Raw genomic sequence first — 14,168 nt, 5'->3', positions numbered from 1 at the left:
GGATCGCTGGTGAAAGCGGAACCAGTTGAATTTGGGAAGAAACTTGGCGGTGTTTTCTTGGCGGAACGCGAACGCAAGAAGCTCTCGAAGACTCGTCTTTCGGAAATGGCAGGTGTAGCTCGGGCGGGAATCGTTCTCTTTGAGCGCGGCGACAGGATGCCGTCGATTCACATTTGCAAAGCTCTAGCCGATGCGCTGGGAGTTCCGCTCAGTCGTCTGGTGAAGCGCGCTGAAAAGCTGATGGAGGAGCTGGAGTAAGAGAATCTGAGGAGTGGTCGGCCGCGAAGTCGCCAAATCAATGCCGGAGCTGGCTTCTGCGCCCGGAGCAACTGTGCTTTTCGCCCTCGCCCGGAGTCTCTGGTGGCTACGAAACTCGGGCGTCTTTTCGTAGCCCGAGTAGCCCGAGTAGCCCGAGTAGCCCGAGTAGCCCGAGTAGCCCGAGTAGCCCGAGTAGCCCGAGTAGCCCGAGTAGCCCGAGTAGCCCGAGTAGCCCGAGTAGCCCGAGTAGCCCGGAAGGACGGGCTTCCGGGCGCGCTCCGTAAAAGTTCTCTTTGGGTATATCAAAGCGCCGGACCAACGGCTGGCGGCGGAGCCCCTTCGTCCAAAGAGCAGGAGCCCGGCTTGCGCCCCATGATGGAATGGCTGCCTATGCCCGGAGGTCGGGGCTGTTTCGCTGGACGATCCACGCCGGACCCGTGGGCCTACCGGTCGAGCGGGATCTCCACTTCGAGGCCACGAAGAGCGTCACTGACTACGCGCTGAAAGTCCTGAACGCCGAGAGAGTCACAGTCTAGGCCTTGCGGCATGCCGCGTCGTCCGGGCAGTCGTGGCGCGATCCATTCCAATCGAGGACTTCAAGGAGGCCTGCGGATTTGTAGCGGGCATACGGACAGCCGGTTTCCCATTCCCACTCGCCCCCCATGCTCTTCTTCCCGTGCTTCGAAAGAATCTGGTCCTCCTCCAACGTCACGATCACTGCCCGGCAGTGCCTAGTCAGCAATGCGTAGATGCCGTCAACGCAGAGATCGCTATCAATGATCCTCTGGGCGAGTGCGATTCGGGGAACCGTGTGCTCGTGGCGGAGACCGCGAATCGATTTCTTGCGAAGCTCCCGCGCATTTTTGGTCGCCGGTAGCATTTCAACGTCGTATTTGATAGCGTCCGGGCGGATTACGCCTTCATGCCTGCAGTAGGCGTCGGCGGTCCAACGCCAGAGTAAAAGAGAGATCTGCCACCGGGCGAACTTCCTGAACGCGTTCTTCGTGTCGTTCGCGATTGGGACGTAGCGGCGTATGAAGCGACAAAGCTCCATTCGCTCTTCCTGATTCAGGTGCCTGTAGCGAGGGGCGTCGATCACATCGGCCTGGGCAGTCATTTCATTCGGGTCATTCCGGGCGGAAGCCCGTCGTTCTTGGCTGGTGCATGCCTGTCCATGATTGAAGGGCCGGGGCCGGGCGAGAAACTCGGCAGCTGAGAATTCCCCGTGGCGGTCAGAACACCGTTCTTCTCCTCCAACGTGATAGCGGACGGAAAATAGATGAAGCCCGTCTGCCTCCATTCCGACCAAGAGGTAGTGCCTGGCTTCCAATCTCGGCAGGCGTCACAGGCCAAGCCTGCGTAATATCGCCTCGTCACTCCGTTAAGTCGGTCGGCGTCAGAAACGGGCTGCTTGGTGATTGTTCTGACCACAAGTTTCCGCCACTCTATAGGCCACTGCGACTTCTCGTGATAGGTCGAGGAAGCCGAACCATCCGGGCGGAAAATCACGTGCTTCGCTAGCAGCGTCGCGGTCGCTGTCAGCACGTCCCGCTTCTCAGAGTCCGGGACGGGAGCCAGCGTGGCGACTGCGCCCTTCAGCCCCTGTTCCAGGAGCTTCGAGACATTGGCCTGGCCGCACGCAGCGGTAGCCAGGAGAAATAGAAGGATCGGGACTCGCACTGTGATACCGTTCATAGGGCAACCGGGCAGATGCGGAAAGCCGGTAGTTGGCATCTCGCAGATTTCTTTGTCTCGCCCTCCATTCCCGTCCGTTGACATAAGATTCGTAAATCTGTCTAACAGACGAATGAAGGCCGCCGACCTCAAAAGAATCATTGATCAATTCAACAGGGAGACGCTCGCCAAGCCACTGGGAGCCGAAGGATCACTTGGCCCTGAAATTCTACCACCGGGCACAGCCTCCGTCACTCGCCCACTCGAGGCTGCTGACACCAACCGCTGCGATTGTTTCTGCGGGAAAACTCCGAAAGGCTACAAGTCCGCTCGGAATTTCGTCGATACCTGCCTCACGCTCACGGACCCCAACGCCGCAGCCAGCCAGGTAGCGGTGGGATCAGTCGCCGTTGGAGCGGTGATGGACGACACTACCGGAAGCAGCGACGACGATCTCCCGGTCGTGCTGGCAGTTGGCATCAACTACGGCCAGGGCAAAGGATATTTGAATTCGCCTGTCCCCACCGTGGATCGGACAGGAATGCGCTCGAAGCTGCAAAAACCCGCTCAACTTCTCGCCAGTCAGAACTGTGAGGCCCGAGGCCTCGATGAACCGTTCCATCTGGTAGCCGCGAACTTCTTTCCCTGGATCACGTCAGAGCCGTGGTCGTCTTACAACTTCAACAGCATCGAAGAAGCCGCCTTGGTTTCCTGCTGTGGTTACAGTGATCCCCACCAGTACATTCTGGACCTGATCGCCCTTATTAAGCCAGCAGCGGTGGTCTTCCATGGTGCAAACAACGCGGTCCCTTACATGGGGGCGGAAGTTGTCCGCCGAAGTCTCGCCGCGAATCATTCGTCAGGGTTTGAGGTGGTTTTCAGCGACAACCTGGCCGGTAGCTACCAACCGGGAGTCTGGAACGCCATTTGGCTCTGTTACCTCGATGCCAACCGTGCCGCGATGGCCGTCAGGGACTTCGACGAGTAGGACTTGCCCAGACAGACCAAGTCGCTGGGCATCACACGATGATCCCGCTCTCTCGGAACGAGAACCAAGGCTTCCGCCCGGCCAGGGGGTCACCGACGATCAGATGATCCAAGAACCGAATCTGCAACACGTCGGACGCCTCCACCAAGCGTCTGGTGCATCGGTCATCACTGATGCTCGGACTTGGATCACCTGATGGGTGATTGTGGGTGAGCACGAAGCCATACGCACCGCTCATGATCGCTGGCCGAAGGACCTCCCTTGGATGGAACGACACCTCGTTTAGAGTTCCGAGGCCGGCCAGGTGCCATCCGAAGATCTCCAGCCGGGTGTTCAGGAACAGCACAACCAGGTGCTCCTTGTCCGGCTCGTGGGCCGGGTCGGCAGCGACGACCTCGTTGAAGTAGCGGTAGATCGCTTCGGGGTTGTCGCCTTGGCTGGACGGTCGTGGTTCGCCGATACGGACCACACGATGTTCGCGGATGATGAAACGCATGCTGTGGTTCGTCGGGCCGACTCCAGCCACCGAAGTCCTAGCCCGAACCTGACGATTACAGCACACCCGGCAATAATCTGACAATCCCCCTCCCCAGCGCGATTCCAAGCTGTAGCGCCAGTGCATCCCTCCCCCGCCGAAAGACTGCCGGAGCCTACGAAACCCGAGTAGCTTTTCGTAGCCCCAGCTCTCTCCAGAAGGTCCGAAAAGCCCGGAACGACGGGACTTCCGCCGCGTTCCGTAAAAGTTCCCTTTGGGTATATCAAAGCGGCTGGCCTACGGCGCGCCCGCTTTGCGGAAAGCCCCGGAGCCAGGCTTGCGCCCCATGATGGAATGGACGTTCCCATGCTTGGTTCTCCATTCCGACCCGTAGCCCTTCCCTCCCGTTACCCCGGCCGACTATACCTGACCGAGATGCCCGGCTACTGGCGAACCGCGGGGTATCACGCCCGCTTCTGGCAACCGCTGACCGAGGGCAGTGCAGAAGGCTGGGTCCTCTGCCTGGCCGGAGAAGCTGAGAGGAAGCGCAAGGCTCCCGACTACCGGGAGTTCCTGGAGGCCGCGAAGCTTGGCGAACGCTGGCTGGAGTTCCCGATTCGTGATCGGTCTGTCCCGAGGGATCTCCAGGCGTTCCTCGGTCTACTGGATAGACTGATCGGCCTTCTTCACCGCCCGACAACCGTCCTCGCCATCCACTGTGCCGCCGGGGTCGGCCGGACCGGAACAGTCGCCGCTTCGTTGCTCGTTCGGATTGGCCTCCCGCACGATGAAGGCCTGACGCTGATTGAGGAGGCCGGTAGTGAACCCGAAACCGCGCGACAGTTTGCGTTCGCCAGAAGCATCGAAGCACTTACCCCAGATCAGCTAGCTGCCATCGCGGGGCAGTCCTCGGAGGACGCGATCCTCAGCAGGCTGCTGGAGCAACTCGACGCACCGGAGATCCGAATGCAACTGACGCATTCCGGGGTCTATCGGCCCGATGATCTGGTACCCGGCGACCAGGCACTTCCCCGGCTGATGCGGTGCATCCAGACCTCCGACCTTGACTTCCGCGGCCGGAGCTTGAACGAAATCGTGAATCAAGCGCTGGCGATCTAATGACCGGCCGAAAGGCCGCCAGGGGCACCATCGACCGAGCGAGGAACTCGCAACTGCGCCGTCGACTTCCAATCGATTCGGCTCCTGCCATTCTAGCGGCGCTCGATCTTCTCTCGGAACTTGTAGATCTTCCAGCCGTCGCTGGTCCACTGGAGTGCCAGTTCCACATTGGCCACTCCTGATGCAGACGACCTTCGCCCTGGTAAACGTAGCGGTAGGAGAAATCGAAACCAACGCGGGTAGTAGCTCCCTCGATTTCCACGACTTGAGGTTGACCAATCAACGTCAGCTTCCGACTCGGATAGCGTTGGTGAAACTTTTCTGCGCTCTTGGTGAGGTCGCGCCGAGTGGCCTTCGCCCCTTTGATATACTGGTAGTCTGACGATGCGGTGAAATGACTCGCCCATACTCCGGCATCGTTGGCGGTTTGGGATGCCCAGTAGCTCTTCCAGAAGTTATCGATGCCGGCCGCCTTGTCGGAAGCGGGCGCGGGATCGGGCCGTGGCTGGGAAGTAGCCGTCGGGCGATCGGTAGTGCCTCTCGCCCTCTCCCGTGCGGGGAGCGCCGCGGCGAGCGGCGTCACTTCCAAGTTCTTCAAGCCGTCTACCAATGACTTCAAGTGCTTCACTGAGCTAGCGAAGTTGAGCGACTGACCATCGATCCGCATGAAGGTCGCAATGCCAACGACCTCACCGGACATGTTGACCACGGGTGATCCGCTGGAGCCAGGTGAAATGGGGGCGGTGATCTGGATTTGCTCCCATGCCCCTTCAGTTCTGACAGCTGAGACAATGCCGTTCGATACGCTTTGATCGAACCCTTGGGGACTCCCTGTCACCATCACCGGCTCGCCCTTACGGATCTTCGCAGGGTCGGCGAGGACTACGGGAGGAACATCCTTTGCTCCAAATTTCAGGATGGCCAGGTCAGTTTTCTCATCGAGCGTCAGAACGCCGGAGCTAAAAAGCTGAACGCCAGTTGATGTCTTGGCCGTCACTCTTCGCCCTCCCTCTACCACATGGTAGTTCGTGGCGACTTCGCCGTTTGGCCCCACAAAGAACCCGCTGCCAAGACGCTCTCCACCTTCTGCAGTCAACACCTGGATGGAAACAACGGAAGGTGAGATTTTCTCCACCAGCTGAGGGAGATCTTGCTCAACAGCACAGGCTGCCAAGCCCGAAATGAGAAAGGCAACGCAGCTAAAGAATCTCCACATGGGTCTATGGATAGCGATGGGAGCGTGTGGAATCGAGGCGAATTCATTGATTTCACCAGAGAGCCGTGAACTTAGGGAGCCAGGAGCATGCTGCGAAGTTCGGGCCCAGCTCGCCAATTCGTCTCCTTTTCAAAAGCCTCTACCGCCGACTTCATACGGTGGTCGATTGCCGCCCCTCTGCTGCGGTTGGCAGACGAGGGCGAGAGAATGAGATTACCTGGAGAGTTCGACAGTTCGGGCGCGAACTTCACGGGAATTCGATGGTCGATATCCACCAACTCTCCAGCGTGAGGGCCATTTAGGATCTTCGGAGAACGACCGTGCCGAAGCGCATCGAGGTTCTCAGGCGAGTCGAACAGCCCCCATTCGCGGGCCAGTCGGTAGTTGGCCTCGATGTTGCTGCCCTCCAATGAGGCCGAGTGAAAGTAGCCGGGGGGAACTGGTTTGCCGAGCAACCCTCGGTAGACTTCGCCTAGAGCATCACCTGGTTTGACGCCTGCGCCTTCGACGGAATGGAGCTGATACAGCAGCTTCTTAAGCCGAGCATTCATCGCACGGTTAGACGCGAGCGTTGAGATCTTGGCTGGATCAACGAGCGAGGTGAGGCTCAGGAGCCTAGAAGATTTTGCTGCGCTGGCCGCATGCGACACCTCCAGTGCTTTTCGGGCACGCGCGGACAACGTCCCGGAATGCGCGAAGAGAGAAGTCAGCTCAGCCATGTCATCCGGCGAAGCCAGGCGAAGGACCTCGGATCTACCGACCTTTCCCGCCACCTTGGTTCCGATGGTGCGGCCAAACGTTCCAACCGAGGAGAGTGAGAGGGACGATCCTCCACTTGCTGGCGCAAGAGCGATGGACACGGTGATAATGGCGACGTCAGGTGCGAAGCTGCCAGCCACCCGCGCGCCGGTTCTGGAATCAAGCAATTGCCACGTTGCCTCCCCAAGCCGGATTGATTCTGTCCCAAAACCAGCTTCTTTGGCTTCAAGCTCCCGTTTGTCCTCCCAATACAAGTGGGCAATCCCCTGTATGGCGTCGTCTATCTGGGACGGATCCAGTCTTCGAATGACTTCCCACACACTGCTCCATGTAAGCTCGTCAATCTTTCGGCCGAGGCGTGCGAGAACCTCCGCCATGGAATTCATGAACTTCGCTCGGTATTGGGGATCCAGTGCCAACTTGTACGAACCGAGGGCGATGTCCCTTATAAGAACCGCGACCTCTTTGCCCACATCCCCGATGCCGTTAAACACCGCGACTGCGTGATCAGTCCCCGTCGAAAGCATTCCTTTCTCAAGGCCAGCGCTCACGAACGAAGCCTCGTTGAGAAATGAACGGAATCCTTCCGCGTCGCTCTCGAAGTCGAAAAGGATCGAAGGATGATTCCGAAGCTTGCCGCAGAATCGGTAGTAATTCTCCCCCGACAGGCCCGCACCCAGATCAACGAACACCGAGTCATCGCTGAAAAGGACTCGGCATTTCTCGCTAGAGTCTCCGCCGGCGGGGAACTCGGAAAGGCTTCGCGGTGGGAACAGCGGCTCAGTAAAGGCGAGATCGATCCCGAACTCGTCGGTTGCTTGAACCTCACGCTCGACCGGATTCAATTTGACCGAAGGCAGGGTCGCGAAAATGGCCACTGCCACTGCAACAAGGAGTCCTAGAAGTGCTATTCGAAAGACCATGGTTCTGGGGGGGAGAAGGTGGAGATTGCTGGCTTCTCGCTGCTGCCTCCATTACTTCTTTACGTAGGAGAGTCACCCATTTCGTCGCAGAACCTTGGCGACCATCTCAGCATCGAGCCTGCGCCCGTCGTCGCTGACATGTCGCTCGGGCTTTCCAGCCGCAAGTTCATCCCTGACCCGGAGGAGGAACCGCAGGGCGCGGGAATCGCCCTCGCGCACCCACTCGCCGGTCCTGGTCTTGAACTCCAAACCGAAGTCCAAGTGGTGGCAAAACATCCGGCGGCTGAGGCCCCAGTCGGTTTCAACCCGCGCCACGAGATCGCCATGGGTAAGCTCAATCACGGAGACCACGATTCCGGGACGCAAGCGCCCGACGTAGCCCTTCACGCGGGCCTTTCCTAACCGTGGCTCTGCTTCACGCCAAACGGCCTCCGGGCGTGCTGGATCGCCCGCCTCCATTGCCTCACGCGATGCGCCTCCAAATTGAATGTCCGCCAAGATCGTCGGCCCGCGGCGACAAGCACCGCCGGAACTCCCAGATCGGTCGGCCGTAGTCGAAGCGGGTTTCGTCGAACGGGCTCCCCCCGTGTTCACCGGGTCCCAGGGGCTGATAAAGCTGGACGCCTTCCCGTAGGCTCCACTCCCGAACAAACCGCGAGTCCTCCCAGTCCCCGACACGACATTCTTCGAGGGTCGTGCAGCGAGGAGGCGAAGGATGCAGCGCGGTCATTAGTTCATCTGAACACCATCCCCGAATGAATGTCAAGCGGTCGCTCGTCCACGCTCAGTTTTCCGGGGCAGCCTACGAAGCCGGGCTGGCACTTCGTAGGCCCTGGAGTCCTTCCCTTGGCCTTGGAGCCCCGCAGCTACGGCCTTTGGGTCACGCCCCGTAAAAGTGACCCTTGGGTATATCAGAGGGCCGGAGCTACCGGGAAGCGAGCCTGCTTCCTCTTTCTGCAGCTTCCAGCCTAATCGACTGGCGCGAGGAATCTCGCGGCAACCCAACCGGACCAGTTGCCATCTTCTACCGGCACCCACTCGGTGGTGCCATTGACCTCGGATCGCCCAGTCACAAACATCTCCGTGCCGTTGGCGACCGCAGTCACAACCGAAAAGGTGGCACCCGGACCTGAGCGAACGGAAAGCGTGTCGTTCGCTCCGACCCCGACTACACGAACCCTGACTGCGCCGTCCTTGGCGATGTTTCCGAGCTTCTTTGAAAGGTTCCCGGCCACTGCTTGCCTGAAACCGGCGTCGCCAAGCCTGAATCTGGAAAGAAAGCGGGAGAGTTCTTTTGATTCAGCCGGATTGACTTGATCGAGTGTGTTGAGCGCTGTGGTCGCCTTGGGCCAGTTCCCAAGGACAACGTTGCCGATCACAATTTGTCTCCAGGAGCCTGCCGCATCAGGTTTCAGTGCAACAGCACGCTCAAAGGCAGCTAGGGACCTCTCCGTCTGGTTCTGGTTCGCGATTGCGATTCCAAGATTGTGCCAGGTTGCAGCATCGTTCGGAAGAATCTCTAAAACCTTGAGGTATGACAACTCCGCCTGGCGGTCCAGCCTGAGAGCAGATGCGCAATAGGCGTAGTCGAAGTGAATGACCGCTGCCTTCGGATACTTCTCTACGAGCGCACCTGCGAGCTTCATTGCCTCCACCCATTCCTGCTTCTCAATTTTTGCGCGTAGCTCCCGGTAGGCCGGGTCAGCCATAGGAGCAACTTCGGACGGTTTGGAGCCCTTGTCCGGCACCTTCATTTCAGCTGTTGAATCCCCTGGCTTTGGACGTTGACGGCCGAAAAACGGCCATTGAAACCCAGTCTTTGGAATCAGTGGTTTTAGTGCTTCAACCGGAACTGCGAAATTCAGATTTTGCGGCTGAGACGCGCCATGGAGTATCATCGTCATGACCCCGATGACCCGGCCTTCGGAATCAAAGAGCGGCGAACCACTCGACCCTTGAGAAATAGGAGCGTTGGTCTGGAGCAAAACGCCTCCATTGGGCAGCAGTTGGTCCGGCAAGCGCTCCTTCAGGTCTCGCGGTGTGGCTGAGATAATCCCTTCCGAAAGCGTACCTCCCAGGCCTTGGGGACTCCCGAAAACCGCAACCCTCCTGCCAACCGGCACATCACTTGAGGCGGCGAGCTTAAGAAACGGAAGGTCCTTTGCCTCGATCTTTAGAACAGCAAGGTCAGAGGCCGGGTCTTCGGCTACGAGCTGAGCGTTGTCGAACCTTGCTCCCTGCTGGGTAATCAGCGCAAACTTCGCACCGTGCTCGACCACATGGAAATTGGTCGCCACCAGCCCGTCCGAAGAGACAGCGAAGCCGGTTCCTAAACCGATGGCTGTGCCCGCTTCGTCGACCACCTCGACACGAAAAACGCAAGGACTCACCACCTTTGCCAACTTCTCAAGATCGATCGTGTCCGTTTCTTTTGGCTCCGCAACCGGCGGAGAATCAGGTGCAGCGGATGGCGTGGCTTTGGCGGTTTCAGCTTCGGTCTCCGCCTTATCCGACGGAGGTGGTTTCGCTTCTGACGCGACCGCTGATGCAGCCTTGGGGGCAGGATCAGATTGGGGGATCAATGCTGTCTGCGTCGACGCAGGGGCAGCCGGGACCTCCCTGTCCTTGGCGTTCTGAACCGCGAACCAGATTGCGGCGGCGAGACAGACGACGGACAGAACCGCGATTGCAGCCTTCGGGGATCGGCGCTTGGGGGCGGGCGCGGGTGGCTCAGCCAATGCTGGTCCGGCTTTCGCTGGTGGTGGCGCTGGCGTCGCAGGAACTTCCACTTTTTCCCTAACGAGGAACCTATAGGGACCGGCACGGAAGTACGCGGGCGGCTCCAACTCGACGGGCTGCTCTTTTCCTTCCCGGATCAGCCAGAGGACTCCGGCCTCGTCCAGAGAGATAGCGCATTCTTCTTCGGCCAACCCCATCAAGGGCAAGGAAATCTCCATTTCCGGCGAGGAGCCGATTCGACCGAATTCGCCACGCCTCAGCGCGAACTCGATGAAAAGCCTGAGTTCGTCGCAGCTCAACGTGAAGCTCGTAGCTTCGGGGGAACCCGAAATAGGCGATGAGTCTTTTTTAGAACGGGTCAAATGTCGTGCGGCCCGGGCCTGTGCGTCACTGGCGGCTTTCGGCGCGATAAGGATCAACATGAAGCCTAAAACCGCGGCTACTCCAGCAGCACCAAACGCGAGATTCCGCGTTTCAATTCGTCCTCTGGAATACGAGTCGATTTTATCTTGGGTCTCGTTGTATCGCGATTGGCTGAAGCCATAGTGCTTTTGCCGTCCAAGGACGCCGCTCCAATAATCTTCTTCGCTCCCCGCTCTATTGCAGGCGCTCCCATAGATTCCCAGGATAACTGCCACCAAGACAGAAATGATACCGAGCTTTTTCATGGGGGGAAATCTCTAGCAGTTTGGTGCACGTGGGTCGGTCAGATCGATGCTCCCGTAGGCACTCGGGCATTATGCCCAGTTGCCTCTCCTCGACAAGAACCCACTCTGTGGTGCCATTGACCTCGGACCGCCGAATCACGAGCCATCTCCGGTCGAGGATCTCGACTGCAGGCGACGGGCGAAAAGGCGACGAGGAGCATTGATCTTCGATTTTTAAGCTGTCTCTATCCATCGCCTGCCCGCCCCGCCCATGCCTCTCTACCAATTCACCATCGGCGAGCGCTTTTCCCGAGCCGATGTGGCGGAACGTATCGGGCTTGAGCAGGAGAAAAGAAGCGGGGGTGATTGGTCTACCGGCTACTCCTTCCAAAGGGGAGCCTTCTTCATTTTCTGCAACGTCGGCACTGCGGGCAGGACCGGCCACGATTACCCGAACCGGTTCGAAGGCGACCGCCTGCGTTGGTCTGGGAAAACCGGGACTCGCCTCGATCAGCCGCAGGTTCGGCAGCTACTGTCGGGCGACCATGAAGTTTACGTCTTCTTCAGATCCGGTGATCGTGATCCCTTCGAGTTCGCCGGGATAGGAACAGCTGTGGAGCAAGAGGACGGACCGCCGATTCGAGTTCTTTGGTCGTTCGACCGCGATCCGGCTCCTCGCCCAGCCGAGACTCCCGGCGAGATCCGTGGCCAGACGTTTCGTGAGGGGGCAATGGTCCAAGTGACCGTCAATGCCTATGAACGGAACCCTGCGGCACGTCGGGCCTGCATCGATCACTACGGCTGCTCGTGCCAGGTGTGCGGGTTCGACTTCGAAGAGACCTGGGGTGATCTGGGAACGGACTTCATCCACGTCCATCACCTCAAGGAGATTTCCAGCATCGGGGATGAATACGAGGTGGACCCAATCAACGACCTGATCCCGGTTTGCCCGAACTGCCACGCGATGCTGCACCGCCGCCGACCTGCGCTTATGCTGGAAGAGCTTCGAATCAAGCAATCACGGCACGGTAGCGGCCCTTCTCTGCCGACCTAATCACCGAGAACTCCCGTCAATGAGAAAGAGTGGAATATACCTGATGCATTTAAGCTACCCGCCGATTTCCAACCAGGAAGGAGACTGGTTATATAATGATCCAAATGTTAGGGATATACTGAAGCGCAGTAAGCTATATTTTATTGGGCAAAGGGAAGAACTCTTATTTGAGGACGTTGCCCATCCAAATGGCCCGGACGGGGTCTGGGTTTTCAATCTAAAGTGTGGAGCACAGATTTGCGGACCACTCGCATTAGATTTTGGTCAACTTGATCTACCGGACAGCATACAGGTGGAGTTGGGCCCAAAGTGCTTGAAGATTCGGGCATTGCCTCTCCACGCCGATCAGGAGCCCGTCTATTGGTGCACCCCTGACATTCTCCTTTACCAACACTCTCATGGTGTAGTTCATGTCACCGGACTGGCTGACACCAAGCCACTCAGCACCTTCAAGCTGCATTACGTCGGCATTTCGAAGAAAGGGGACAGTTTCAGTCGTCTTTTTGACGGGCACGTCAACCGTAGTAAGATTCTGTCAAACGAAGGGCAAATCAAGACTGAAGCCCGTCTGACGGATGAGGTGATGCTCTTCATGTTTCACATCGATGATATATCGATTCAAACCGATATCGGAATCAGTGATATTGACGAGGCATTCGGAGGGGGGGTCGACTCTATCGAACAAATGACCATGGTTGCCGACGCGGAAAAGGCATTCGCAAACATCATGAAGACTCATTATAATCGCGAGAGCTACGACTCCTACCCTAAGAGCAAAGATGGTCTGTGGGGGAGAGGCTTGGATTCCTATGCCTTCGCAATAAACGAACAGCTCATTTTTCAAACCAATACGTGCCAAATCGCTGGAGGAGAACTATTCTCGGAGGCTGAACCCGATCTCATTCATGTAAGCGGTGAATTGGTTTCGCTCATCTCGACTCCTCGAAGGTCCGATCCACCAAAAGAACATTGATCGATGGGTCTCGGGCGTCATGACCACGCTTGGCCCTCGCACGCGCCGCCGAATGGACCCAAGATTCAGTATATACGCACCTTATGGAAGCCAAAGCATTTAGTTACTCACTTACGGTGTCGATGCCGGATCCACTATTGGGCTCTCAAATTCTCGAACTCGGAGAAGCGATTCGGACAGACGCCGCTCGCTTGGGAATTGCCAATTACCGCAACAAAGCCTCAGCGATTCATTTGAAATGGTTAAGCCTGTCGTTCCTAAGGGCAGAGATCGACGCGTTAGACGAAGCCTATGCTCACCGAAGTGCCATTAAGGAGGTGGATTTTGCATTGATTGTGTCCAAAATCGAAGCCTATCTCACGCAGGCGCGCTCCATCCTCGATATCCTGGCTTGGGGTCTCACGTTGTCTTTCACAAGTGGGTCCGGCAGGGAAAGCATCAATGATCTCAGAAAACGGGACGATCTGCCGGAAGTATTCAAAACCTATTTTGATGAAGCCTTGACCTTTGACCCAACGTACGGGCTCGCCGAGAACGGGTGGCTGACTCTGCTGGTATCCATCGACAAAGGTCCCAGATTTTCACTAAGAGATTTCGTGGTCCATAAGGGGACCTTGCGGCTTATCACCATTCAGCACGCGCATCCCGGGCCACGGTTTGGCTTTTTCCCGCTCAAGGATCATACCTCTGATTCTCCCGTTGGAGAGGTGCTTCAGAACATCTACGACGGGATTGACGAGTTTTTCGCCTTGGTGATCGCCTACCTATGGGACCTGAATGGAGGCAAACCGGACGATCACGTCACGGATTCTGCGGAGGAGTCTGACCGAGAAGGCATGAGCTTGGGGTAGGGAACACCCGAGCCTTTTCTAGGAAGGTAAGCCGCCAATTTCGTCATGCTGCCCGTCTCCCCAAAGCAAATCCTTGCGGCTAAGGTTTCCCTTACGGGCGACAGCCAGCATGGCGAGCTTAACTCTCTTTGGATCAGTAGCTTGTGTTCATGCTGAGCCGGTATGGCTACTATGGGGAGGCAGAAGCATGAACTCCAATTTATGGGCGCCAATGAGATCCCCCTTAGAAGAGCTGCGCCGCATACTCGGTGGGCTCAATCTAGATCTCCGATGCCCACAGCCCCATGGAGCGGCTTCCTGACTTTGTCGCCGACTTTGAATGAGGCGCTAACATTGCCTTGCAGGGACCTTGGTCTACTCGCTCTTGGGAAATAACGTAGGAGCCCACCCTCCACGCCGAAGCGACAGTGCTTCCCTCCCCTGCCCAAGGGCTCCCGGAGCCTACGAGGACCGCCTGGCTTTTCGTAAAGCCAGCGTGCCGGGAAACCCCCA

12 protein-coding genes and 1 pseudogene are annotated in these 14,168 nt (G+C 57.9%); 7 read left to right on the top strand and 6 right to left on the bottom strand.

Features of this window, described 5'->3' with window-relative positions; translation table 11 throughout:
- Nucleotides 1–9: 9 nt before the first annotated feature.
- Entirely contained in the window at nucleotides 10–258 is a 249-nt protein-coding gene (locus OJ996_RS05435; protein WP_264511996.1) for a helix-turn-helix domain-containing protein, read from the top strand.
- Between the two features lie 532 nt (nucleotides 259–790).
- Here OJ996_RS05435 and OJ996_RS05430 read toward each other — a convergent pair.
- Nucleotides 791–1,375 carry a hypothetical protein gene (locus OJ996_RS05430; RefSeq protein WP_264511994.1) on the bottom strand — a complete coding sequence of 195 codons (585 nt, stop codon included), beginning with the start codon at nucleotides 1,373–1,375 and terminating at the stop codon, nucleotides 791–793.
- Nucleotides 1,376–2,065: 690 nt separating this feature from the next.
- On the opposite strand from OJ996_RS05430, the gene OJ996_RS05425 reads away from it, so the two are divergent.
- Nucleotides 2,066–2,920: a hypothetical protein gene (locus OJ996_RS05425; protein ID WP_264511992.1), complete on the top strand. Its 855-nt coding sequence runs from the start codon at nucleotides 2,066–2,068 to the stop codon at nucleotides 2,918–2,920.
- 31 nt (nucleotides 2,921–2,951) lie between these two features.
- On the opposite strand, the gene OJ996_RS05420 is transcribed toward OJ996_RS05425, so the two are convergent.
- The gene (locus OJ996_RS05420) at nucleotides 2,952–3,416 is read right to left on the bottom strand and encodes a JAB domain-containing protein (protein ID WP_264511990.1); all 465 of its coding nucleotides are present in this window, start codon (nucleotides 3,414–3,416) and stop codon (nucleotides 2,952–2,954) included.
- A 414-nt stretch (nucleotides 3,417–3,830) separates the two neighbouring features.
- On the opposite strand from OJ996_RS05420, the gene OJ996_RS05415 reads away from it, so the two are divergent.
- Together OJ996_RS05415 and OJ996_RS05410 are read left to right on the top strand one after the other, a co-directional pair.
- Entirely contained in the window at nucleotides 3,831–4,514 is a 684-nt protein-coding gene (locus tag OJ996_RS05415; protein WP_264511988.1) for a phosphatase domain-containing putative toxin, read from the top strand.
- Between the two features lie 461 nt (nucleotides 4,515–4,975).
- Nucleotides 4,976–5,167, top strand: coding sequence for a hypothetical protein (locus OJ996_RS05410; RefSeq protein ID WP_264511986.1), 192 nt, complete (start codon nucleotides 4,976–4,978; stop codon nucleotides 5,165–5,167).
- 29 nt (nucleotides 5,168–5,196) lie between these two features.
- Here the strand turns inward: OJ996_RS05410 and OJ996_RS26535 are convergent.
- The 4 genes and pseudogenes from OJ996_RS26535 to OJ996_RS05395 all read right to left on the bottom strand — a co-directional run.
- Nucleotides 5,197–5,730 (bottom strand): annotated as a pseudogene (locus OJ996_RS26535) (S1C family serine protease); the annotation flags it as partial.
- Nucleotides 5,731–5,801: 71 nt separating this feature from the next.
- On the bottom strand, nucleotides 5,802–7,412 hold the full coding sequence (locus OJ996_RS05405; protein WP_264511984.1) for a hypothetical protein: 1,611 nt from the start codon (nucleotides 7,410–7,412) through the stop codon (nucleotides 5,802–5,804).
- Nucleotides 7,413–7,484: 72 nt separating this feature from the next.
- Nucleotides 7,485–7,799: a hypothetical protein gene (locus OJ996_RS05400; RefSeq protein WP_264511982.1), complete on the bottom strand. Its 315-nt coding sequence runs from the start codon at nucleotides 7,797–7,799 to the stop codon at nucleotides 7,485–7,487.
- Between the two features lie 581 nt (nucleotides 7,800–8,380).
- The gene (locus OJ996_RS05395; RefSeq protein ID WP_264511980.1) at nucleotides 8,381–10,819 is read right to left on the bottom strand and encodes a trypsin-like peptidase domain-containing protein; all 2,439 of its coding nucleotides are present in this window, start codon (nucleotides 10,817–10,819) and stop codon (nucleotides 8,381–8,383) included.
- 250 nt (nucleotides 10,820–11,069) lie between these two features.
- On the opposite strand from OJ996_RS05395, the gene OJ996_RS05390 reads away from it, so the two are divergent.
- The 3 genes from OJ996_RS05390 to OJ996_RS05380 all read left to right on the top strand — a co-directional run bounded on the left by OJ996_RS05390 (nucleotide 11,070) and on the right by OJ996_RS05380 (nucleotide 13,676).
- On the top strand, nucleotides 11,070–11,852 hold the full coding sequence (locus OJ996_RS05390; protein WP_486624553.1) for an HNH endonuclease: 783 nt from the start codon (nucleotides 11,070–11,072) through the stop codon (nucleotides 11,850–11,852).
- A 19-nt stretch (nucleotides 11,853–11,871) separates the two neighbouring features.
- The gene (locus OJ996_RS05385) at nucleotides 11,872–12,825 is read left to right on the top strand and encodes a hypothetical protein (protein WP_264511975.1); all 954 of its coding nucleotides are present in this window, start codon (nucleotides 11,872–11,874) and stop codon (nucleotides 12,823–12,825) included.
- An 83-nt stretch (nucleotides 12,826–12,908) separates the two neighbouring features.
- Nucleotides 12,909–13,676, top strand: coding sequence for a hypothetical protein (locus tag OJ996_RS05380; protein WP_264511973.1), 768 nt, complete (start codon nucleotides 12,909–12,911; stop codon nucleotides 13,674–13,676).
- Nucleotides 13,677–14,168 lie beyond the last annotated feature (492 nt).

The sequence above is a fragment of the Luteolibacter rhizosphaerae genome, assembly GCF_025950095.1.
GTDB classification, from domain to species: domain Bacteria; phylum Verrucomicrobiota; class Verrucomicrobiia; order Verrucomicrobiales; family Akkermansiaceae; genus Haloferula; species Haloferula rhizosphaerae.
The sequence above is the reverse complement of the archived record's forward strand: the minus strand, read 5'-3'. Positions and strand labels throughout refer to the sequence as shown.

Excerpts from the sequence above, each read along its gene's own strand:
- OJ996_RS05430 (WP_264511994.1), bottom strand. The coding sequence starts at position 1,375 with ATGACTGCCCAGGCCGATGTGATCGACGCCCCTCGCTACAGGCACCTG.
- OJ996_RS05425 (WP_264511992.1), top strand. The coding sequence starts at position 2,066 with ATGAAGGCCGCCGACCTCAAAAGAATCATTGATCAATTCAACAGGGAG.
- OJ996_RS05420 (WP_264511990.1), bottom strand. The coding sequence starts at position 3,416 with ATGCGTTTCATCATCCGCGAACATCGTGTGGTCCGTATCGGCGAACCA.
- OJ996_RS05415 (WP_264511988.1), top strand. The coding sequence starts at position 3,831 with ATGCCCGGCTACTGGCGAACCGCGGGGTATCACGCCCGCTTCTGGCAA.
- OJ996_RS05410 (WP_264511986.1), top strand. The coding sequence starts at position 4,976 with ATGCCGGCCGCCTTGTCGGAAGCGGGCGCGGGATCGGGCCGTGGCTGG.
- OJ996_RS05405 (WP_264511984.1), bottom strand. The coding sequence starts at position 7,412 with ATGGTCTTTCGAATAGCACTTCTAGGACTCCTTGTTGCAGTGGCAGTG.
- OJ996_RS05395 (WP_264511980.1), bottom strand. The coding sequence starts at position 10,819 with ATGAAAAAGCTCGGTATCATTTCTGTCTTGGTGGCAGTTATCCTGGGA.
- OJ996_RS05390 (WP_486624553.1), top strand. The coding sequence starts at position 11,070 with ATGCCTCTCTACCAATTCACCATCGGCGAGCGCTTTTCCCGAGCCGAT.
- OJ996_RS05385 (WP_264511975.1), top strand. The coding sequence starts at position 11,872 with ATGAGAAAGAGTGGAATATACCTGATGCATTTAAGCTACCCGCCGATT.
- OJ996_RS05380 (WP_264511973.1), top strand. The coding sequence starts at position 12,909 with ATGGAAGCCAAAGCATTTAGTTACTCACTTACGGTGTCGATGCCGGAT.